Source organism: Dietzia sp. DQ11-71, assembly GCF_014144995.1.
In the GTDB taxonomy this organism is placed as follows: Bacteria; Actinomycetota; Actinomycetes; order Mycobacteriales; family Mycobacteriaceae; genus Dietzia; species Dietzia kunjamensis.
Genome location: NZ_JAALDT010000079.1, coordinates 1 through 20,191, shown reverse-complemented (window position 1 = coordinate 20,191; position 20,191 = coordinate 1). Strand labels below are relative to the sequence as shown.

Here is a 20,191-nt window from a genome sequence, read left to right as displayed (position 1 = left end):
GCCCCCGCGGACCGGATGTCCGCGGGGGCGCCGCTCAGAGCGGTGATCGCGCCGGGGTCAGCTCACTTGAGCTCGGCGCTGGACAGGTCCAGGATCCGTCGCGCGATCACCAGCTGCTGGATCTGCTGGGTGCCCTCGAAGATGTCGAGGATCTTGGAGTCGCGCGACCACTTCTCCAGGAAGCTGCGCTCGGAGTAGCCGTAGCTGCCGGCCAGCTCGACCGCGCCCAGGGTCACGGCGGAACCCGTGCGCCCGGCCTTGGCCTTGCACATCGATGCCTCCTTGGTGTTGGGCATCTTGTTGTCGGCCATCCACGCCGCGCGCAGCGTGAGCAGGTAGGCGGCCTCCCAGTCGGCCTCGAGCTCGAGGTACTTGGCCACGGCGGCGGGCTGGCTGGTGGCGGGCCGGTCGTAGTCGATCTCCATGCCGGCCTCCTCGAGGAGGGTGCGGATCTCCTCGAGCGCGGCGCGTGCGACGCCCACGGCCATCCCGGCCACCAGGGGACGGGTGTTGTCGAACGTCTGCATGGCCCCCGCGAACCCCTTGTCCACGCGGATCTCGGGGTCGCCCAGGAGGTTCTCCTTGGGCACCCGGCAGTTGTCGAACGTGATCTGCGCGGTGTCCGAGGCCCGGATGCCGAGCTTGTGCTCGAGCCGGTCCACGGTGACGCCGGGGTGTTCCCGCGGCACCACGAACGACTTGATCGCCGCGCGGCCCTTGCTCTTGTCCAGGGTCGCCCACACCACGATGTGGTCCGCGCGGGCGCCGGAGGTGACGTAGATCTTCGTGCCGTTGATGACGTACTCGTCACCGTCCAGCCGCGCGGTGGCCGAGACGGCGGCCGAGTCGGACCCGAAGTCGGGCTCGGTGATGGCCATCGAGGCCCACACCCGGCCGAACTTCTCCATCTGCTCGTCGTTCGCCACGGCGGCGATCGCGGAGTTGCCCAGGCCCTGGCGGGGGATCGACAGCGTGAGGCCGACGTCGCCCCAGCAGGTCTCGATGATGTTGAGCAGCGACTTCATGTTGCCGCCGTTGGCCACGCCTTCCCGCTTCGGGGCGCCGCCGGATCCCATGGTGGCGCCGGAGGCGGCCTGACCGGCGTCCTCCATGGCCTCCATCATGGCCTTGAGGGTGTCCAGCTCGACGGGGTACTCGTGCTCGGCGAGGTCGTATTTGCGGGAGACGGGTCGGAAGATCTGCGTGGCCACCTGGCGGGCCTGGTTCGCACCCGCCTGCAGCTTCTTGGGGAGTTCGAGATTGATCATCGCTTCAGGTCCTTGGTCCGGTTCGGGAGGGTGGCGGGGCGGGCGGACGTCACAGGACCACCACACCCTCGGCCACTCCCACGGCGCGCAGGTCGCGGTACCACCGCTCGACGGGGTGTTCCTTGGTGAACCCGTGGCCACCGAGCAGCTGGACACCGTCGAGGCCGATCTTCATGCCCTTGTCCGCGGCGATCTTGCGGGCCAGCGCGGCCTCGCGGGCGAAGGACAGTCCCTGCTCGGCGCGGGCGGCGCCGCGCCAGGTGACCAGGCGCATGCCGTCGAGCTCGGTGGCCATGTCGGCCACGGCGAACGCGACCGCCTGTCGGTGCGCGATGGGCTCGCCGAACGCCTGGCGCTCCTTGACGTAGGGGGTCACGTAGTCCAGGACGGCGTGGGAGGTGCCCACGGCGAGGGAGGCCCAGCCCAGGCGCGAGAGTCGGATGACGTCGGCGTAGGCCGAGGACCGGTCCTCCGGCGAGACGTCGGGGCCGCCGAGGATGGCGTCGGCGGGCAGGGAGACGTCGGTGAGGACGAGTCGGCCGAGGCCTGCGGCGCGCAGGCCCATGGACGGGTCGGCCTCCACCACGAGCCCGTCGGTGTCGGACTCCACGACGAAGAAGGTCGGCGCGCCGTCGAGCGAGGCGGCGACGACGAAGAGTTCCGCGCTGCCGGCCGTGGGCACCATCGACTTGACGCCGCTGAGCGTGAACCCGCCGGCGGTCCGGGTGGCGGTGGTCTCGAGCCGGAACGGGTCGAAGAGCGGCCGCGGCTCGGCGACCACGACGGCGGCTGCGGGGACCTGCTCGGAGGCGAACGCCGGGAGGTACGACTTCTGTTGGGTGTCCGAGCCGAACTGCGTCAGGGTCGTGGCCACGCCGGAGGGGGCCAGGATCGGCAGGGCCAGGCCCATGTCGCCGTAGGCCAGGGCCTCGGCGACCAGCGAGTTGGTCACCACGCCGCGCTCGGAGGCGATGCCCTCGAACTCCTCGGGCACGTTGAGCATGGTGGCGCCGATCTCGGCCGAGCGCTCGAGCAGCGACGCGGGTGCCTCGGCGGCGGCGTCGGCGTCGTGCGCGGCCGGCCGGATGACCTCGGCGGCGAACTCTCGCACGGTCTGCGAGATCATCTGCTGGTCCTCGTCGAGCGTGAGGTCGAACAGGTCGGGCCGGGCCTCGGAGTCGGCGTCGGGAAGGCGCTTGGGTGCGCCGCCGCCGGTGACCTTCTTGAACGACTTGGTCGCGGCACCGAGGGTCTTGAAACCGGTCTTGGTGGCCTCGTAGGTGACCCGGTCGACCTTCTGCCGCAGTCCGAAGCGCTCGGCGAACTCCGACCCGGTAATGGTGGTCAGCGCGCGCATGGCGGCACCGATGGCGTCGATGCGTGCGGGGTTCTTGCCCGGTGTCGAGGTCTCCGCGCGTCCGGTCGTGGACGGGGCTGTGGGGTTCTTGCTCATCATCACCAGCTGTTCTCGTGACGGACGGTGGACTGTGCTGTTCCCGACACCTTACTTCGGAGTAAGTTCCGAGCGCCACACTTTCCTCGAACACGTCCCTGCCGCCGGTGGGCGGGCGGTGTCAGCCGCGCAGGAGGTCGACCGCCTGCTCGACCGCACCCGGGCGACCGGCCACGAACCAGTCGTAGCCGCCCACCTCGACGGTCGCGCACACCCCGCCCGCCCCCTCGACGAGTGCGCGGCCGGGGAGCCAGTCCCACTCGGGGCAGGAGTGCTGGCACCACACCGTGTGGATCCCACACGCGACGGAGGCCAGGTCCACGGACCCGGACCCGAGCATCCGGATGGTCGCCGCGCCGCGGCTCACGCGGTGGAAGGGCTCGGCGAGATGGGGATCGTCGAAGAACGGCGGGTGCAGGTAGGTGGCGAGGCTGCCGGCGGCCAGGTCCCCGGGGGCCAGGCGCGCGACGGGCACCCCGTTGCGGCGCGTCGGTACGTCCGAGCCGCCGACGAACGTCTCCCCGGTGACGGGTCGGTGGACCGCCCCGAGCAGGTAGTCGTCACCACCGGTGACCGCGACGGCCGAGCACCAGTAGTCGGAGCCGGAGACGAAGTTGTAGGTGCCGTCCACCGGGTCCACGACCCACCGCCGTTCGCCGTCGCCGGTGACGAGGGAGCCCTCCTCGCCGAGGACGCCGTCGGACGGGCGGTGTTCGGCGAGGAGTGCGGTGATGTGTCGCTCGGCCGCGTCGTCGGCCTCGGTGACCACGTCGGAGACGGAGGTCTTGCGGCGGACGTCGAGCCCGTCCTCGCGCAGTCGCCGCGCGAGGTTTCCGGCGTCGACGACGAGGCGGGCGGCCAGATCGACGTCGGTCATCCCCCCGGTGGACTCGTCGTGCAGGGGGCCCGGGTGGCGGGTGTCCATGGACGTTCACTTCCTCCGCTTGGTCGTCGCGGCTCGCTGACCACGAGTGGTAGCGGGTCCGAGGCATCCGACGCTACCGCCGGGGGGTGACGATCGGAGGCGTGGCAGGCCACGGGGAGGGGGCGGGTGGGCAAACGCTGGAAGGCGCCCGGGCCGCGTAGAGTTGGGACTCGTGCACCCTGAAGTTTCTGCCGACATCGCTGCCCTCGACGCGACCCTGACCACGGTCGAGAAGGTCCTCGACATCGAGGAGCTCGCCCGCCGCGTCGACGAGCTCGAGCAGATGGCCGCCGACCCGGACCTGTGGAACGACCAGGACCGGGCGCAGAAGGTCACCAGCGAGCTGTCCTACATCCAGGCCGACCTGCGCCGCTGCCGTGATCTGCGGCAGCGGATCGAGGACCTGCCACTGATGTACGAGCTGGCGGAGGAGGAGGGCGGCGGCGCCGTCGAGGAGGCGGACGCCGAGCGCTCCAGCCTGCGCGAGGACGTCGAGGCCATGGAGGTCAAGACGATGCTCAGCGGCGAGTACGACCAGCGTGACGCCGTGGTCAACATCCGTGCCGGCGCCGGCGGCGTGGACGCCGCGGACTTCGCCGAGATGCTCATGCGTATGTACATCCGGTGGGCGGAGAAGGCCGGCCACAAGGTCGAGGTGTACGACACCTCGTACGCGGAGGAGGCGGGGATCAAGTCCGCCACCTTCGTGGTCAAGGACCCGTACATGTACGGGACCCTGTCCGTGGAGCAGGGAGCGCACCGGCTGGTGCGGATCTCCCCGTTCGACAACCAGGGCCGCCGCCAGACCTCCTTCGCCGAGGTCGAGGTGCTGCCGGTCGTGGAGACGGTCGACTCCATCGAGGTCCCGGAGAACGAGGTCCGGGTGGACGTCTACCGCTCCTCCGGTCCCGGTGGCCAGTCCGTCAACACCACCGACTCGGCCGTCCGCCTCACCCACGTCCCGACCGGGATCGTCGTGACCTGTCAGAACGAGAAGTCCCAGCTGCAGAACAAGGTCGCCGCCATGAAGGTGCTGCAGGCCAAGCTGCTCGAGCGCAAGCGTCAGGAGGAGCGGGCCGCCATGGACGCGCTCGGTGCGGGTGGCAACGCCTCCTGGGGTAACCAGATGCGGTCCTACGTCCTGCACCCGTACCAGATGGTCAAGGACCTGCGCACCGAGTACGAGGTCAACAACCCGTCCGCGGTCCTCGACGGTGACATCGACGGGTTCATCGAGGCCGGCATCCGATGGCGCATGCGGGAGGGGGCGGACGCCTAGTGGCCTTCCGGACAGACTTCAGCGGAGTCCTGGCCTGGCTGAGCAACGACGGACTGGAGGTCGTCCTCCTCGTCCTGGGTGCCGCCCTGATGACCCGGGCGATCGGCAAGGTCGCCCGGATGTGGACCGGCCGGATCGACGCGAGGAACGCCGACAAGGAGTTGTGGTCGGAGGAGTCCAAGCACCTCCACTCTCTCGTCCAGGTCGTCTCCTACGTCGCGGTGGGAATGCTGTACATCCTGTTCGGCATCCAGATCCTGCTCCGGTTCGGCGTCAACCTCGTCACGCTGGTGGCGCCGGCCACCGTCCTGGGCGCCGCGCTGGGTTTCGGCGCGCAGAAGATCGTCCAGGACTTCCTCGCGGGCTTCTTCGTGCTGGCCGAGCGTCAGTACGGCTACGGTGACATCGTCGAACTCACCACCGCGACCGGCGTCGCCGCCGGGACGATCGAGGACGTCACGCTCCGCATCACCCGGCTGCGCACCCTGGACGGCGAGGCGGTCATCGTCCCGAACGGTCAGATCGTCACCGCGATCAATCAATCCCAGGACTGGGCTCGTGCGATCATCGACGTCCCCGTGCCCAACAACGCCGACATGGACAAGGCGCACGAGGTGCTCGCCGAGGTCTGTCGCGACATCGTCCACGACGACCGTGTGGGTGAGTACGTGCTCGACGAGCCGTCGGTCATGGGTGTGCAGTCGATCAAGCTCGAGCAGACCGTCATCCGCCTGCTCGCCCGGACCAAGCCGGGAATGCAGTGGGAGGTGGGCCGTCGGATGCGTGCCGTCATCCTCCGCCGCTTCCGCCAGGAGGGGATCGTCCTGGAGCCGGAGGCGCTGGCCGCCATCCGCGCCGGGATGCTGCGACCGCAGACCGGAGAGGGGAGCGTCTGATGGCCCGTCACAGGGACGATGGCACGACCCCACCCGACGAGACCGCCCCGCAGGGCGCCGCGATCGACGACGACCCGATCCTCGACCGGCCCGACCCGCTCGGGTTGGGCGGGACGCCACCACCGGACGCTCCCTCGCGGAGTCCGAAGCCCCGGATCGTCGCACTGCTCGGCGAGTTCTTCAGGATGTCCCGGACGACCGCGATCCTCCTCGGCGCGTTCGTCCTGGCAGGCGTGCTGTATCTGCTCGTCCGCGACGAGCCGGTGGTCGCTTTCGGACCGCAGCCCGCGCGGGACACCACCGGGACCTCGGAACCGGCCGAACCGGTCGACCCGTCGTCCACGCCAACGGATCAGACCACCGACACCACTGCCCCGACCTCGAGTTCGCCTCCGACTCCCACGGGAACGGGCTCCCGCACGACCGGCACCACCGTGACGGGAGGGACCGCGACGACGGGTCCCGATGCCGAGGGGCTCCCCGGTGGCGCCGATCAACAGTCCCCGCAGCAACAACAGCCACAGCAGTCGCCGCAGCAGCAGCCCGATCAGCAGTCGCAACCGCAGTTGCAGCAGGAGGCCCCGGGCGCCGGGGAGACCTCGGTGCCCGGCGGCGCCCTCGAGGGGTAGCGCCACCGGGTGGCCGCGCCGCGGCCGCCGCCCGCGATGATGTTCACTCCCGCATGACTGTGGCCTGTGTGGCGCTAGGCTATTGGTGTGATCACTGCTTCCCGTGTGACGAAGTCGTACCCGTCCTCGACGCGTCCGGCGCTGTCCGACGTGAGCGTGGAGATCGGTGACGGCGAGTTCGCGTTCCTCATCGGTGCGTCGGGATCGGGCAAGTCCACGTTCCTGCGGCTCGTTCTCCGCGAGGATCGCCCGGATTCGGGCCTCCTCACCGTGGCCGGCCACGACCTCACGCGCATGAAGGGCTCCGACGTGCCCGTGCTGCGACGCTCTCTCGGCTGCGTGTTCCAGGACTTCCGTCTGCTGGAGAACAAGACGGTCGCGGAGAACGTCGCGTTCGCGCTGCAGGTGATCGGCAAGTCCCGCCGGACCATCGACAAGGTGGTGCCGGAGACCCTGGACATGGTCGGGCTGGGCGGGAAGGCAGATCGCCGACCTCACGAACTCTCCGGCGGGGAGCAGCAGCGGGTCGCGATCGCGCGGGCGTTCGTCAACCGCCCGGTGCTCCTGCTCGCGGACGAACCGACGGGCAACCTCGACCCCGAGACCAGCGAGGACATCATGCTCCTGCTCGACCGGATCAACAGGACGGGGACCACCGTGCTCATGGCGACCCACGACAGGCACATCGTGGACCGCTCGCGGCGCCGCGTGGTGGAACTGGTCGACGGCTCGGTCGTCCGCGACGACGCCCGCGGAACCTACGGGGTGGACCGCTGATGGCCGCTACGTTCGTCGCCTCCGAGGTCGGGCAGGGACTGCGCCGCAACCTGTCCATGACGTTGGCCATGATCATCACCACGGCGGTGGCCCTGGGCATGCTGGGGGCGGGCCTGCTCGTGGCCATGACCGCGTCCGCGAGTCAGGGCAAGTACGACTACCTCAACGAGTTCCGCGTCTACGTGGACCGGTCGATCTCGCTGGAGGATCCGGACTGCGCGGCGGAATGCGGCCGGATCCTCCAGCGGCTCGAGACGACGCCGGGCGTGGCGTCGGTGGAGTACAAGAATCCCGAGGAGACCTACGCCGAGTTCGTTGACCTGTTCTCCTCGACAGACCCGGTGCTGGTGGAGTCGACCTCGCCGGACGCCCTCGGCTCGCGGTTCACCCTCACATTGACCGACCCCACGCGGGCCGAGGCGGTGGCGCGTGACCTGGCGGAGGTGGACGGCATCGAGATCGTCCAGGGGCAGGGCGAGCTCGTCGAACGGGTCTTCTCCGTCCTCGACGGCGTCCGCAACGCGGCCTTCGCGATCGCGGTCGTCCAGCTGCTGGCGACCGTCCTGCTCATCGCCAACATGACGCAGATCGCGGCGTTCACCCGGCGGACCGCCCTGGGGATCATGCGACTGGTGGGCGCGAGCCGCTGGTACACGGAGTTGCCGTTCGTCCTCGAGGCGGCGATCGCGGCGGTGGCCGGCGCCCTCCTCGCGGTGGGTGGCCTGCTGGTGGCCAAGAACGTCTTCCTCGACAGGGTGCTGGCGGAGGCCTACCGCGCGAACCTGGTCGAGCGGATCACCACCCCCGACATCCTCCTCCTCGCACCGGGGCTGGTCGTGGCGGGCGCAGTGGTCTCCGCGCTCACCGCCTGGATCACCCTGAGGCTCACGGTTCGGCACTGAACGCGCCCTCCATCTAGACTCTGGGGGCTGCGGAACGGCGGCGAGGGCACGGCAATCAGGAGGTGACGCGACGTGGCCAAGAAGAACAAGAAGAAGGGCGCGTCGTCCCTCGGCTCCGACGGGAGCATCGTCGCGAGCAACCGCAAGGCCCGGCACGACTTCCAGATCCTGGAGACGCACGAAGCCGGCATCGCGCTGGTCGGGACCGAGATCAAGAGCATGCGCGAGGGCAAGACCTCGCTGGTCGACGCGTTCGCGACGGTCGACGACGGCGAGGTGTGGCTCCGCGGACTCCACATCCCCGAGTACTCGCACGGGAGCTGGACCAACCACGCCCCGAAGCGTGCCCGGAAGCTCCTGCTGCACCGCCGCGAGATCGACTCGCTCGTGGGCAAGGTGCGCGACGGCAACGCCACCCTCGTCCCGCTGTCCCTCTACTTCGTGGGTGGCCGGGTGAAGGTCGAGCTGGCCGTCGCACGGGGCAAGCAGGCGCACGACAAGCGCCACGACATCGCCCGCCGGACCGCCGAGCGTGAGGCCGTGCGTGAACTCGGCAGGAAGATCAAGGGCATGCGGGCATGATGCCGGTGGCGCTGGCGTCGACTTCGGCGGTGGCGTACGGCATCAGCGACTACCTCGGCGGTGTGGCCTCCCGCCGCGCCCGCGTGCTGCGCGTGGTCAGCGTCTCCTATCCGCTGTCGATCGTGCTGGTGGGCGTCGCTGCCCTGGTCGCCGGTGGGTCGCCGACCTGGGTCGGTCTGGGGTGGGGCCTGGCCTCCGGGTTGGCCTCGGGTGTCGCGGTGTGGTCGTTCTACCTGGCACTCTCCCGCGGGCCGATGAGTGTGATCTCGCCGATCACGGCGGTCCTGGCGGCGGCGGTTCCGCTGGCGTTCGGTCTGGCGGCGGGGGAGCGGCCCGCGCCCGCGGCGGGGGCGGGCATGGCGCTCGCGCTGGTGGCGACCGTGTTGGTCTCCATGGAGAGCCGGGACGGCTCGTCCGCCCTGCACGGGCGCCTCACCCGTCGTCTCCTGGTGCTCACGCTCTTCTCCGGGCTGGCGTTCGCCGCGTTCTTCGTGTTGTTGGCGCAGGTGCCGCCGGGCCAGGGCCTGTGGCCGGTCGCGGCCTCGCGGATCGGGGCGACGGTGATGCTGCTGGTCGCCGCGGTCGCAGCCCGTGAGTCGTTCCGTTTCTCCCGGCGTCTCATCGCGATCGGCGTGGTGATCGCCGTGTTCGACGCCGTCGCCAACGGTGCCTTCTACTTCGCCTCGCAGGCGGGGATGCTCTCCCTGGTCAGTGTGATCGCTGCGCTGTACCCCGCTTTCACCGTAGCGCTGGCGATCGCCCACGGCGGGGAGCGGATGCGTGCGGTCCAGATGGTCGGACTCGTCCTGGCGGGGGTGGCGATCTCCCTGCTCGCACTCGGCTGAACGGGGTGCTCGGCTGAACCGGGTGCTCGGCTGAGAGGGGAGAGCGGGATCACTCTGGCGGGCGGCGCGTCACCGGGGTAGGGTGGGGAGTCCGTCGGCGGAAGTCGGCGGTCCTGACGGGGCTGACTTGGTTTCGACTACGTGAGTTGACGCAGGGGAAGCGTGCCGGTGCAGGCCAGAGACCACCGTAAGCGTCGTGGCAACCAATTACGCGCCGATACCAATCAGCGCGACTACGCCCTCGCTGCCTGATAGCGAGCCCGTAGTCTGTCGGCCCGGGGTCGCTCTCGCCCCGGTCACCGGCATCATCTAGAGAGATCACCGGCTCACCCGGTCACGGGGTGGGTCGGGACATCACACAGTGACTGGGATCGTCATCACCGACATGTCCGCATGAGGGTGAGATCCGAGTAGAGGCCAACGCGGACTGCGCACGGAGAAGCCCTGCCGATGCTGCGGAGGACCCGGGTTCAATTCCCGGCAGCTCCACCATTCGGGCCACACCCCCGGTCGACGCCGACCGGGGGTGTGGTGCATTTGCATCGACGGTGCGCGCGCGGGGTCGCTCCCACCGCTTCGGTACCCTCTGGCGTAGTGCCGGTCACCCGGAAGAGGTCGACGGTCTCCCAGTAGAGAAAGGCCTGCGTACACGTGAACGCCAAGCCCAACAAGAACACCAAGGTCCTCCAGACCAAGTCCAACAACGGGATGATCATCACCGTGGTCGCGCTCATCGCGGTCGCCGTCGTGGTCCTCGGTGGCGTCGTCTGGATGGCCCAGCGGGGCGGAGAGGCCAACCCCATCACGTTCGGCGAGACCAATGACGAGCTGATCGACATCACCGAGGCCGGCGTGGTCGTCGTCGGCCCGGACGAGGCGCCGACCGTCCAGATCTGGGAGGACTACATGTGCCCCGCATGTGGCTCCTTCGAGGCGCAGTACGGTGAGTCCATCTCCGAGGCCGTCGAGGCCGGGGATCTGCAGGTCGAGTTCCACACCCTGAACTTCCTCAACGGCCAGTCCGGCTCCGGTGAGTACTCCACGCGCGCGCTCGCGGCCATTCAGTGTGTCGCGGCCAAGGACTCCCTGCCCGTGTTCTTCGACGTCAAGAATGCGTTCTTCGCCGAGCAGCCGGGGGAGGGCGGCGGCGACCTCTCGGCCCGCGAGCTGGCGGACATCGCGGAATCAGCCGGCGCGAACGCGGACTCGGTCGAGTGCATCGGCAACGTCGAGTCCAACGGCGGCATGGACAAGGCCTCCGACAGTGCGGACAACGCCCAGCAGAGCATCCGCGAGATCACCGATCGCGTGTCCACCCCGACTGTCGCCTACGAGGGCGAGGTCGTCGACATCGGCAACGCGGCCTGGCTCCAGGACATCATCGCGTAACTCGTCCGGAGAACCGCCCGGTGCTCGTGCCGGGTGCGTATGTGTGGCCCGGCCTCGCCCTTCCCGGCGGGGCCGGGTCCGATTTGGAGGCCCGAACCGTGGTGGTGTAACTTAGGTCGGGCCGGTCACCGAGAGGTGAGCGGCGGATAAATCGATACGGGGCTATGGCGCAGCTGGTAGCGCACCACACTGGCAGTGTGGGGGTCAGGGGTTCGAGTCCCCTTAGCTCCACCGAGGACGAGATCCCGGGACAACGGAAACGATGTCCCGGGATCTCGCCATTTGGTGTCTTCCGCCATGCGGTCCGCGGTCGTAGTGTCGGGGGTATGGCGGGGCCAGGGGAGATCACGGACGTCGTCGACGTGCTCGACGCGCTCGTCGACCACGGTCGGCTGGTCGGGTACGTCTGCGGCGTCCGCGAGAGCGGGCGCTCCAGGATCGTCTCCGGCGGAGCCCGCACCGTGGGCGGACCTGCGCTGGGGGAGGACGCGGTGTTCCCATTGTCGTCCAACACCAAGCCGGTCGGCGGGATCCTGGCGATGCGTCTCGTGGAACGCGGTGTGCTGACCCTCGACGACCCGGTGGACACGTTCTTGCCCGAGCTGGCGGACCCTCGCGTGCTGGCCACGCCGGACGCCCCGCTGGACCGCACGGTCCCGGCCGAGCGGCCCGTCACACTGCGGCACCTGCTCACCATGACCGCGGGTGCCGGCTGGGTGGGGGAGAACCCCGCGTTGTCGGAGGCGATGTCCGACCGTGGGGTCGCCCCGGGGCCGTACGCCCCGGCCGTCGCGCCGGACGAGTATCTCCGGCGGCTGGCGGAGCTGCCCTTCGCGGGCCAGCCGGGTCAGGCGTGGTGGTACCACACCAGCAGCGATGTCCTCGGGGTGCTGGTCGCCCGCGCCACCGGCTCGTCCGTGACCGAGTTGCTGGCCGAGCACGTCACCGGGCCGCTGGGGCTGGAGGACACGGGGTTCACGGCGGACCTCTCCCGGCTCCCCACCTCGTACGGCCTCGGGCCCGACGGCCGGATTCGGCCTCTGGACACCGCGGGCAGGTTCGCGGTACCGCCGGTCTTCGAGTCCCTCGCCTGCGGGCTCGCCTCGACGGTGGGCGACTACCTGGAACTTCTGGGGGTGCTCGTCGACGGTGGCCCGGTGCTCGACGGCGAGAGCGCCCGTCTGATGACCACCGACCATCTGACCGCGCAGCAGCGGGCGAGTGCGGAGGGTTTCCTGGGGCCCGGCTGCGGCTTCGGGTTCCAGGTGGAGGTCCGCCCGGGCAGCGTGGTCGGCTGGGCCGGGGGACTGGGGACGATCGGCTACGTCGACCGCGGCACCGGGCGGGCCGCGGCGGTCTTCACGACGCAGTCCTTCGACGTGCCCGGCACAGCCGAGGCGCTCGAGACGGTCTGGACGTTGCTGCGCTGACGACTCGTTCCCGCAGACCGGTCAGCGCCACCACGTGTCGAGCGGGGTGGCGGGCACCGTGCGCTTGTGGCGCGAGCCCAGGAACAGCTGCTCGATGCGCGCGGAGGCCTCGGGCGGGACGCCGTCGCGGCCTTCGAGGTAGTCATCGATCTGGGTGTACGTCACCCCGAGGGCGACTTCGTCGGGCAGGCCCGGCCGGTCGTCCTCGAGGTCGGCGGTGGGGACCTTGCGCCAGGTGGAGTCCGGCGCGCCGAGGTGGCGCAGCAGTGCCGCGCCCTGTCGTTTGGTGAGACCGGTCAGGGGGGTCAGGTCGACCCCGCCGTCGCCGTACTTGGTGAAGAAGCCGGTGACCGCCTCGGCGGCGTGGTCGGTGCCGACGACGAGGAGGTTCAGTTGCCCGGCCACGGCGTACTGGGCGATCATCCGCTCACGCGCCTTGACGTTGCCGCGGACGAAGTCACGGAGCGGCCCCGCCTCGTCGGGCAGAGCCGTGAGTGCGGCGGAGGCGGCCTCGGAGGCGGCGTCGGAGGCGGGGCGGACATCCACCGTGAGACTCTCGTCCGGACGGATGAACTCCAGGGCCGCCTGCGCGTCGGCCTCGTCGGCCTGTTCGCCGTAGGGCAGGCGCATCGCCACGAACCGGGCGTGCGACATCCCCTCGTCCCGGAGTCGCTCCGCGGCGAGCTGACAGAGCCGGCCGGTCAGGGTGGAGTCCTGCCCGCCGCTGATCCCCAGGACGAAGCCCGTGGCGGGGGTCGAACGGAGGTAGTCGACCAGGAACGTGACCCGCGACCCGACCTCCTCCGCGGGATCGATGTCGGGACGGACGCCGAGTTCGGCGATGATGGTGGCGCGCAGGGCGGCAGCGCGATCTGTCGTGGTCTCGGTCATGGCGTCAGCATAGGAACCACGTGTGACGACCGCGTGACATCTCCGCCGGTGGCCGCGAGTGCCCGGAGCGCGGCCGGGGTGCGGGCGGGGTGCCGTCCGTCGCCGGTTGGAGTTCTGGCCGGGCAGTCCGTTACGATGGACCAGTTGTGTGTCGTACATCCGACCTTTCGGGACGGGCGTGTCGCACAGTGATCCCCAGTCGTGTCGGCGGCCATAGCGGCCGCCCCGAGAGCCTAAGGAGCGCCAGATGAAGGTCCGCAAGTCCCTTCGGTCGCTGAAGAACAAGCCGGGCGCCCAGGTTGTCCGTCGTCGCGGCAAGGTCTACGTGATCAACAAGAAGGACCCCCGTTTCAAGGCCCGCCAGGGCTGACATGTCCGCGTGAGTCCTCACGCACCCTCGAGGGCCCGCCACCGGTTCGCCGGCGGCGGGCCCTCGTCGTCGTCCCCTCGTCGTCATGGCCTCTCCGGCGCGCCCCGCGGCGGCGACCATCCGCTCACTTGTGGAGGGCGTGGGGACAATCTGTGGGGTCTCTGGGGAGGTCCTGTGGGATGCCGACCCGCCGCTCCGGGGCGGTGATCGGCGTGCGACCGTAGGTGTGCGCGGCGCCGGTTCGACGGTCCGGGGACGGGGTTCCCACCGGGGGCCCACGGTGTCCACAAGGCGGGATCGCGACCTGGGAATACCAGCGATGTAAGACCAAAATGTTGTGGTCGATTGACTCGCTGGCCACTAGGGGTAGTGTCTAGAAGCGTTGCGGCCCCAATGAATGTCACTCGTGGGATTCGGACCGTGACCCCCGACAGACACCGCGGTCATCCACAGGCCGGGCGAGAGCCCGGGCCCGGGAGGCCGCTACGAGAAGAGCCCCTCGCGCCGTCCGGGCGCCGTGCTGAAAGAGGTCCTGAGACACATGGTCACCGTCTACACCAAGCCCGCCTGCGTCCAGTGCAATGCCACCTACAAGGCGCTCGACAAGCAGGGCATCGAGTACGAGATCATCGACATCTCGATGGACGACGAGGCTCGGGAGTACGTCATGGCGCTCGGGTACCTCCAGGCGCCCGTCGTGGTCGCGGGTTCCGACCACTGGTCCGGCTTCCGCCCGGACCGCATCAAGGCACTCGCCTCCGTGGCGGCCTGACTGCGCAGGAGCAGTCCGACGGCGCGGTAACACCAGGATTCCTTCGACAAGGGGGCGGCGATGGCGGCTCCGATACCGGCCGAGAAGCCGGTGAGGATCGTCTACTTCTCCAACATCTCCGAGAACACCAAACGATTCGTCGACCGGCTCGGTCTCCCCGCACTGCGTATTCCGGTGCGGAGGACCGAGCCCGTCCCGACGGTGTCGGACCCGTATGTTCTGATCGTTCCGACCTACGGGGGAAGCCTCGAGATCACAGGCAAGAACGGAGCCGCGGTCCCGCGGCAGGTGGTCGCGTTCCTCAACAACGCGCACAACAGAAGTCTCTGCCGGGGAGTCATCGCCGGCGGCAACACCAACTTCGGACGGGATTTCGGTCGCTCCGGCGACGTGATCGCCAAGAAGGTGGGGGTCCCGTACCTCTACCGCTTCGAGTTGATGGGCACACACGAGGACGTCATCCGCGTCCGAGAGGGATTGGAAGAGTTTTGGCAGCACCAACCGTGAACCCCGAGAGCATCACCGCGGGAGAGGCGGGCGACGGTCAGCGTCTCGACTACCACGCCCTCAACGCGATGCTCAACCTCTACGACGCGGACGGGAAGATCCAGTTCGACGCGGACCGCCGGGCGGCGCGGGAGTACTTCCTCCAGCACGTCAACCAGAACACGGTCTTCTTCCACAACCTGGACGAGAAGCTCGACTACCTGGTCGAGAAGGACTACTACGAGCGCGAGGTGCTGGACCAGTACGCGCGCAACTTCGTCCGCGAACTGTTCGACCACGCATACGCCAAGAAGTTCCGCTTCCCGACCTTCCTCGGCGCGTTCAAGTACTACACCTCGTACACGCTCAAGACCTTCGACGGGAAGCGCTACCTCGAGCGCTACGAGGACCGCGTGTGCATGGTGGCGCTCACCCTCGCCGCCGGCGACCAGGTGCTGGCCCGCCAGCTGGTGGACGAGATCATCGACGGTCGATTCCAGCCCGCCACCCCCACGTTCCTCAACTCCGGCAAGAAGCAGCGCGGGGAGCCCGTCTCGTGCTTCCTGCTGCGCATCGAGGACAACATGGAGTCCATCGGCCGCAGCATCAACTCCGCGCTGCAGCTGTCGAAGCGCGGCGGTGGCGTGGCATTGCTGCTGTCCAACCTCCGTGAGCACGGCGCGCCCATCAAGCACATCGAGAACCAGTCCTCGGGCGTCATCCCCGTGATGAAGCTGCTGGAAGACTCGTTCTCCTACGCCAACCAGCTCGGGGCCCGACAGGGTGCCGGCGCCGTGTACCTGCACGCGCACCACCCGGACATCTTCAAGTTCCTCGACACCAAGCGTGAGAACGCGGACGAGAAGATCCGCATCAAGACGCTCTCCCTGGGCGTGGTGATCCCGGACATCACCTTCGAGCTCGCCAAGCGCAACGACGACATGTACCTGTTCTCGCCGTACGACGTCGAGCGGATCTACGGCAAGCCCTTCGCGGACGTCGACATCTCGGAGCACTACCACGAGATGGTCGAGGACAGCCGGATCAAGAAGACCAAGATCAACGCCCGGCACTTCTTCCAGACCGTCGCCGAGCTGCAGTTCGAGTCCGGCTACCCGTACATCATGTACGAGGACACCGTGAACCGGGCCAACCCGATCGCCGGCAAGATCACGCACTCCAACCTGTGCTCGGAGATCCTCCAGGTCTCCACGGCCTCGGAGTTCAACGAGGACCTGAGCTACTCCGAGGTGGGCAAGGACATCTCCTGCAACCTCGGTTCGCTCAACATCGCCAAGGCCATGGACTCGCCGGACTTCGGTCGGACCATCGAGACGGCGATCCGGGGACTGACCGCGGTCTCCGACCAGACCCACATCGACTCCGTGCCCTCGATCGAGCGGGGCAACTCGGAGTCGCACGCGATCGGCCTGGGGCAGATGAACCTCCACGGCTACCTCGCGCGTGAGCGGATCCACTACGGATCCGAGGAGGGTGTCGACTTCACCAACATCTACTTCTACACCGTGCTCTACCACGCGCTCCGGTCGTCCAACGCGATCGCGCGGGAGCGCGGGACCTGGTTCGCCGGGTTCCCGGAGTCGAAGTACGCCTCGGGTGAGTTCTTCGACAAGTACACCGACCAGGTGTGGGAGCCGGCCACCGACCGGGTCCGAACGCTGTTCTCCGAGGCCGAGGTGACCATCCCCACGCAGGAGGACTGGCGCGCGCTGAAGGCCGACGTGCAGAAGTACGGCATCTACAACCAGAACCTCCAGGCCGTGCCGCCGACGGGGTCGATCAGCTACATCAACAACTCGACCTCGTCGATCCACCCCGTGGCGTCGAAGATCGAGATCCGCAAGGAGGGCAAGATCGGGCGCGTCTACTACCCGGCGCCCTACCTGACCAACGACAACCTGGACTACTACCAGGACGCGTACGAGATCGGCTACGAGAAGATCATCGACACGTACGCGGCGGCCACCCAGCACGTGGACCAGGGCCTGTCGTTGACCCTGTTCTTCAAGGACACGGCCACCACCCGTGAGGTCAACCGAGCCCAGATCTACGCGTGGCGCAAGGGCATCAAGACCCTGTACTACATCCGCGTGCGTCAGCTCGCGCTCGAGGGCACCGAGGTCGAGGGCTGCGTCTCGTGCATGCTCTGACCGCCCGGCCGCAGGCCCGCGTCCCGAACCCCACACGTCCCCAGGAGGAGATCCGATGACCGCCGAGCTGCACGCTCCGGGATCCCACAGTCCCGCCGCCGGCATCCAGCCCAAGCTGGTCGACCGGGTGTCGGCCATCAACTGGAACCGCGTCCCCGACGAGGTCGACGATCAGGTGTGGGGCCGGCTCACCACCAACTTCTGGCTGCCGGAGAAGGTGCCGGTCTCCAACGACATCCCGTCGTGGCAGACCCTGACGGAGTACGAGCAGCAGCTCACCACCCGCGTCTTCACCGGCCTGACCCTGCTGGACACCCTGCAGGGCACGGTCGGCGCCGTCAGCATGATCCCCGACGCGTCGACCCCGCACGAGGAGGCGGTGCTCACCAACATCGCGTTCATGGAGTCGGTGCACGCCAAGAGCTACTCGACGATCTTCTCCACGCTGTGCTCGACGCCGCAGGTGGACGACGCGTTCCGCTGGGCGGAGGAGAACCCCTTCCTCCAGAAGAAGGCCAAGATCGTGCTCGGGTACTACGCGGGGGACGATCCGCTCAAGCGCAAGATCGCCTCGGTGATGCTCGAGTCGTTCATGTTCTACTCGGGCTTCTACCTGCCCATGCGGTGGTCCTCGCGGGCCAAGCTCACCAACACCGCCGACGTCATCCGGCTCATCATCCGCGACGAGGCGGTGCACGGCTACTACATCGGGTACAAGTACCAGCGCGCCCTCGAGCACGTCACCCAGGCAGAGCGGGACGAGCTCAAGGACTACACCTTCGAGCTGCTGTTCGAGCTGTACGACAACGAGGCGGACTACACCGAGGATCTCTACGATCCGGTGGGGTGGACTGAGGACGTCAAGAAGTTCCTGCGGTACAACGCCAACAAGGCGCTGATGAACATGGGCTACGAGGGCATGTTCCCCAAGGACGAGACCGACGTCGATCCGGCGATCCTGTCGGCCCTGAGCCCCAACGCCGACGAGAACCACGACTTCTTCTCCGGCTCCGGCAGCTCGTACGTCATGGGCAAGGCCGAGGCCACCGAGGACGAGGACTGGGACTTCTGACGCACCGGTAGCGACCCACGACGCCCCTGCGACCGAACACGGTCGCAGGGGCGTCGTCGTCTCACGGTCGTGGAGGGACTGCTGGCTACCCGTCCGGTGCGACCCCGTTGATCGAGCCCCGGATGTCGTCGAGGACCGCCCGCGCCGCCACCGGGCCCGCGCCCTCCCACACGGCACGGTCCACCACGAACACGCGCTGCGATCCCACGGCGTCGAGGTCCATCCACCTGTCCGAGGCGAAGACCTCCCGCGCCGCGTCCTCGGAGCCGGTCTCGCCTCCGACCACCGCGAAGATCACATCCCCGTCCAGTTCGTCACCCAGGGCCGGGGACTGCGGCAGGGGAGGGACGTGCTCGCCGTCGCGCGTGCGTTGCGCCGGGGGCCGCTCGGCACCCACGGCCTCGAGCATCAGGGAGCCCAGCGTGTCCGGCCGCTGCACCTCCACGCCGTCACCCTCCCCTCCGGTCACCGACACCAGGGAGACCCGGGTGTCGGACGGGGTGGTCGCGTCGGCGGTGCGCTGCGCCCGCTCGATCACCTCCAGCAGCAGATCGCCGCCGGCGCGGGGCCTGCCGTAGGCGTCGGCGATCGCCTCGGTGGCCTCCGTCCAGTCGACGACGTCGGCGTCGTAGACCACGGTGGGGGCGACATCAGTCACGGCGGCGACGACGGCCGGGTCCACCTCGTCCGACCCGGCCAGCACGATCAGGTCCGGACGCAGTTCCCGCGCGGCCCGCGCGACCTCGTCGGCGTCCCCGCCGACGAGGGGACCGACCGTCGGGAGTCCGGTCAGTGAGTCGGGCAGGTAGACGTCCGCACCGTCGGGTAGGCCGAACGTGCCGACGACGAGGTCCTGCAGCCCGAGGGCACAGGCCGTGTCCACCGCGCCTGTGCCGAGCGCCAGGATCCTCTCCGGCGACCGCGGCACCTCCACCCGGTCCGGACCCGGCCCCTCCGTGGGGACCCTGCGGTCACCCGGCCCGGGGAACTCCGCGGGGACCGGTGCCGGGGCGCACGACTCCTCCGGCTCCGCCGAGCGCTGCAATTCCTCGCCGGCCATCCGCGACGGGGTCGTCGTCATCGGGTGCTCGACCATGTCGACGGGGGAGGGGCCACACGCCACGAGCGTCAGCCCGGCCGCCAGGGGGACCGCCGCCCTGACGGCGCGCCGGGCATACCCCCGCGCGGGGTGTCGGCGGGGGGCGGTCACGGAATCGGTCATGGGACAACAGCCTAGGAGATCGGCCGGGTGGGGTCGCTCACGCGGAGGTCGCGGGCGGGCGGCGGGTGCCCGCCCCGGCGTGCCGGACCACGGCGCGATTAGCGGGGGTGACCACCGGTGACGAGTTCGACGGGGCGGGTGGGCGTCTCTCTCAGGCGGGGGTTAGGATTGCGGTCACGCACTATTCCTATGCGTTCGACGTGGGGTCGGTGGTTCGACCCGCGACGTCGGGTGAGGCGTTCAGGAGGACCCTTATGACCGCAGTGGCCCCCAAGCCGGTCCACGAACTCGACCACCCGCCGGGTGAACCCACGGGTGATGCCCGGCCGGGCTCGTTCGTGTGGAAGATGCTGACGACGACCGACCACAAGTTGCTCGGCATCATGTACATCGTCACCTGCTTCATCTTCTTCTTCGCCGGCGGCCTCATGGCGCTGCTCATCCGGGCAGAGCTCTTCTTCCCGGGTATGCAGTTCCTGTCGAATGAGCAGTTCAACCAGCTGTTCACCATGCACGGCACGGTGATGCTGCTGCTCTACGGAACCCCGATCGTCGTCGGGTTCGCGAACTACATCATGCCGCTGCAGATCGGCGCCCCCGACGTGGCGTTCCCGCGCCTCAACGCGTTCGGCTTCTGGCTGTTCGCCGCGGGCGGCACGATCATGCTCTCCGGCTTCCTGACCCCCGGTGGCGCGGCGTCCTTCGGCTGGACCATGTACATGCCGCTGGCGGACAAGATCCACTCGCCGAACGTCGGCGCGGACCTCTGGATCCTCGGCGTCGGCATCGGCGGTATCGGCACCATCCTCGGTGCCGTCAACTTCGTCACCAC

The 20,191-nt window shown here is 69.0% G+C and carries 20 protein-coding genes, 1 tRNA gene and 1 other RNA gene; 17 read left to right on the top strand and 5 right to left on the bottom strand.

Features of this window, described 5'->3' with window-relative positions; genetic code table 11:
- Positions 1 to 62 precede the first annotated feature (62 nt).
- The 3 genes from G6023_RS03240 to G6023_RS03230 all read right to left on the bottom strand — a co-directional run bounded on the left by G6023_RS03240 (position 63) and on the right by G6023_RS03230 (position 3,646).
- Positions 63 to 1,268: an acyl-CoA dehydrogenase family protein gene (locus tag G6023_RS03240; RefSeq protein ID WP_182634071.1), complete on the bottom strand. Its 1,206-nt coding sequence runs from the start codon at positions 1,266 to 1,268 to the stop codon at positions 63 to 65.
- Positions 1,269 to 1,317: 49 nt separating this feature from the next.
- A complete protein-coding gene (locus G6023_RS03235; protein WP_119191991.1) occupies positions 1,318 to 2,724 on the bottom strand; it encodes an acyl-CoA dehydrogenase family protein in 1,407 nt (468 codons plus the stop codon).
- Between the two features lie 118 nt (positions 2,725 to 2,842).
- Positions 2,843 to 3,646, bottom strand: a complete 804-nt coding sequence (locus tag G6023_RS03230) for an inositol monophosphatase family protein (protein WP_182634070.1) — start codon at positions 3,644 to 3,646, stop codon at positions 2,843 to 2,845.
- 172 nt (positions 3,647 to 3,818) lie between these two features.
- Between G6023_RS03230 and prfB the strand changes: the two genes are divergently transcribed.
- The 11 genes from prfB (at position 3,819) to G6023_RS03175 (ending at position 12,375) form a co-directional block, all read left to right on the top strand.
- Positions 3,819 to 4,925, top strand: a complete 1,107-nt coding sequence (gene prfB / locus G6023_RS03225; RefSeq protein WP_154830266.1) for a peptide chain release factor 2 — start codon at positions 3,819 to 3,821, stop codon at positions 4,923 to 4,925.
- Positions 4,925 to 5,821: a mechanosensitive ion channel family protein gene (locus G6023_RS03220; protein ID WP_182634069.1), complete on the top strand. Its 897-nt coding sequence runs from the start codon at positions 4,925 to 4,927 to the stop codon at positions 5,819 to 5,821. Before prfB ends, G6023_RS03220 begins: the two co-directional genes overlap by 1 nt.
- A complete protein-coding gene (locus G6023_RS03215; protein WP_182634068.1) occupies positions 5,821 to 6,450 on the top strand; it encodes a hypothetical protein in 630 nt (209 codons plus the stop codon). The genes G6023_RS03220 and G6023_RS03215 overlap by 1 nt, the downstream gene beginning before the upstream one ends.
- 87 nt (positions 6,451 to 6,537) lie before the next feature.
- On the top strand, positions 6,538 to 7,227 hold the full coding sequence (gene ftsE / locus G6023_RS03210) for a cell division ATP-binding protein FtsE (protein WP_182634067.1): 690 nt from the start codon (positions 6,538 to 6,540) through the stop codon (positions 7,225 to 7,227).
- Positions 7,227 to 8,129 (top strand): permease-like cell division protein FtsX, encoded by a 903-nt coding sequence (gene ftsX / locus G6023_RS03205; RefSeq protein ID WP_182634066.1) that lies wholly within the window; start codon positions 7,227 to 7,229, stop codon positions 8,127 to 8,129. The genes ftsE and ftsX overlap by 1 nt, the downstream gene beginning before the upstream one ends.
- A gap of 72 nt (positions 8,130 to 8,201) precedes the next feature.
- The gene (smpB, locus tag G6023_RS03200; protein WP_067712405.1) at positions 8,202 to 8,711 is read left to right on the top strand and encodes an SsrA-binding protein SmpB; all 510 of its coding nucleotides are present in this window, start codon (positions 8,202 to 8,204) and stop codon (positions 8,709 to 8,711) included.
- Positions 8,712 to 8,740: 29 nt separating this feature from the next.
- Positions 8,741 to 9,556: an EamA family transporter gene (locus G6023_RS03195; protein WP_472986416.1), complete on the top strand. Its 816-nt coding sequence runs from the start codon at positions 8,741 to 8,743 to the stop codon at positions 9,554 to 9,556.
- 118 nt (positions 9,557 to 9,674) lie between these two features.
- Positions 9,675 to 10,048, top strand: a transfer-messenger RNA (tmRNA) gene (gene ssrA / locus G6023_RS03190).
- Positions 10,049 to 10,207: 159 nt separating this feature from the next.
- On the top strand, positions 10,208 to 10,945 hold the full coding sequence (locus tag G6023_RS03185) for a DsbA family protein (protein ID WP_069388455.1): 738 nt from the start codon (positions 10,208 to 10,210) through the stop codon (positions 10,943 to 10,945).
- A 158-nt stretch (positions 10,946 to 11,103) separates the two neighbouring features.
- A tRNA-Ala gene (locus tag G6023_RS03180) sits at positions 11,104 to 11,176 on the top strand.
- A gap of 95 nt (positions 11,177 to 11,271) precedes the next feature.
- Positions 11,272 to 12,375, top strand: coding sequence for a serine hydrolase domain-containing protein (locus tag G6023_RS03175; protein ID WP_182634064.1), 1,104 nt, complete (start codon positions 11,272 to 11,274; stop codon positions 12,373 to 12,375).
- A gap of 21 nt (positions 12,376 to 12,396) precedes the next feature.
- Here G6023_RS03175 and nadE read toward each other — a convergent pair whose 3' ends face one another.
- The gene (nadE, locus tag G6023_RS03170; RefSeq protein ID WP_182634063.1) at positions 12,397 to 13,266 is read right to left on the bottom strand and encodes an NAD(+) synthase; all 870 of its coding nucleotides are present in this window, start codon (positions 13,264 to 13,266) and stop codon (positions 12,397 to 12,399) included.
- Positions 13,267 to 13,513: 247 nt separating this feature from the next.
- Here nadE and ykgO point away from each other — a divergent pair, with 247 nt between their 5' ends.
- From ykgO to nrdF, 5 genes are all read left to right on the top strand, one after another.
- A complete protein-coding gene (ykgO, locus tag G6023_RS03165; protein ID WP_003852698.1) occupies positions 13,514 to 13,636 on the top strand; it encodes a type B 50S ribosomal protein L36 in 123 nt (40 codons plus the stop codon).
- Positions 13,637 to 14,177: 541 nt separating this feature from the next.
- Positions 14,178 to 14,408, top strand: coding sequence for a redoxin NrdH (locus G6023_RS03160; protein WP_096905853.1), 231 nt, complete (start codon positions 14,178 to 14,180; stop codon positions 14,406 to 14,408).
- A gap of 60 nt (positions 14,409 to 14,468) precedes the next feature.
- A complete protein-coding gene (gene nrdI, locus G6023_RS03155; RefSeq protein WP_096905852.1) occupies positions 14,469 to 14,915 on the top strand; it encodes a class Ib ribonucleoside-diphosphate reductase assembly flavoprotein NrdI in 447 nt (148 codons plus the stop codon).
- A gap of 68 nt (positions 14,916 to 14,983) precedes the next feature.
- Positions 14,984 to 17,065, top strand: a complete 2,082-nt coding sequence (gene nrdE, locus G6023_RS03150) for a class 1b ribonucleoside-diphosphate reductase subunit alpha (protein WP_241727648.1) — start codon at positions 14,984 to 14,986, stop codon at positions 17,063 to 17,065.
- Positions 17,066 to 17,120: 55 nt separating this feature from the next.
- The gene (gene nrdF / locus G6023_RS03145; protein ID WP_067712425.1) at positions 17,121 to 18,137 is read left to right on the top strand and encodes a class 1b ribonucleoside-diphosphate reductase subunit beta; all 1,017 of its coding nucleotides are present in this window, start codon (positions 17,121 to 17,123) and stop codon (positions 18,135 to 18,137) included.
- 85 nt (positions 18,138 to 18,222) lie between these two features.
- Here nrdF and G6023_RS03140 read toward each other — a convergent pair whose 3' ends face one another.
- Entirely contained in the window at positions 18,223 to 19,359 is a 1,137-nt protein-coding gene (locus tag G6023_RS03140; protein WP_241727647.1) for an ABC transporter substrate-binding protein, read from the bottom strand.
- A 254-nt stretch (positions 19,360 to 19,613) separates the two neighbouring features.
- Here G6023_RS03140 and G6023_RS03135 point away from each other — a divergent pair.
- A partial coding sequence (locus G6023_RS03135; protein ID WP_182634062.1) for a cbb3-type cytochrome c oxidase subunit I occupies positions 19,614 to 20,191 on the top strand: 578 nt, incomplete at its 3' end.

Excerpts from the sequence above, each read along its gene's own strand:
- G6023_RS03240 (WP_182634071.1), bottom strand. The coding sequence starts at position 1,268 with ATGATCAATCTCGAACTCCCCAAGAAGCTGCAGGCGGGTGCGAACCAG.
- G6023_RS03235 (WP_119191991.1), bottom strand. The coding sequence starts at position 2,724 with ATGATGAGCAAGAACCCCACAGCCCCGTCCACGACCGGACGCGCGGAG.
- G6023_RS03230 (WP_182634070.1), bottom strand. The coding sequence starts at position 3,646 with ATGGACACCCGCCACCCGGGCCCCCTGCACGACGAGTCCACCGGGGGG.
- G6023_RS03215 (WP_182634068.1), top strand. The coding sequence starts at position 5,821 with ATGGCCCGTCACAGGGACGATGGCACGACCCCACCCGACGAGACCGCC.
- ftsX (WP_182634066.1), top strand. The coding sequence starts at position 7,227 with ATGGCCGCTACGTTCGTCGCCTCCGAGGTCGGGCAGGGACTGCGCCGC.
- G6023_RS03175 (WP_182634064.1), top strand. The coding sequence starts at position 11,272 with ATGGCGGGGCCAGGGGAGATCACGGACGTCGTCGACGTGCTCGACGCG.
- nadE (WP_182634063.1), bottom strand. The coding sequence starts at position 13,266 with ATGACCGAGACCACGACAGATCGCGCTGCCGCCCTGCGCGCCACCATC.
- ykgO (WP_003852698.1), top strand. The coding sequence starts at position 13,514 with ATGAAGGTCCGCAAGTCCCTTCGGTCGCTGAAGAACAAGCCGGGCGCC.
- G6023_RS03160 (WP_096905853.1), top strand. The coding sequence starts at position 14,178 with ATGGTCACCGTCTACACCAAGCCCGCCTGCGTCCAGTGCAATGCCACC.
- nrdI (WP_096905852.1), top strand. The coding sequence starts at position 14,469 with ATGGCGGCTCCGATACCGGCCGAGAAGCCGGTGAGGATCGTCTACTTC.
- nrdE (WP_241727648.1), top strand. The coding sequence starts at position 14,984 with ATGCTCAACCTCTACGACGCGGACGGGAAGATCCAGTTCGACGCGGAC.
- nrdF (WP_067712425.1), top strand. The coding sequence starts at position 17,121 with ATGACCGCCGAGCTGCACGCTCCGGGATCCCACAGTCCCGCCGCCGGC.
- G6023_RS03140 (WP_241727647.1), bottom strand. The coding sequence starts at position 19,359 with ATGACCGATTCCGTGACCGCCCCCCGCCGACACCCCGCGCGGGGGTAT.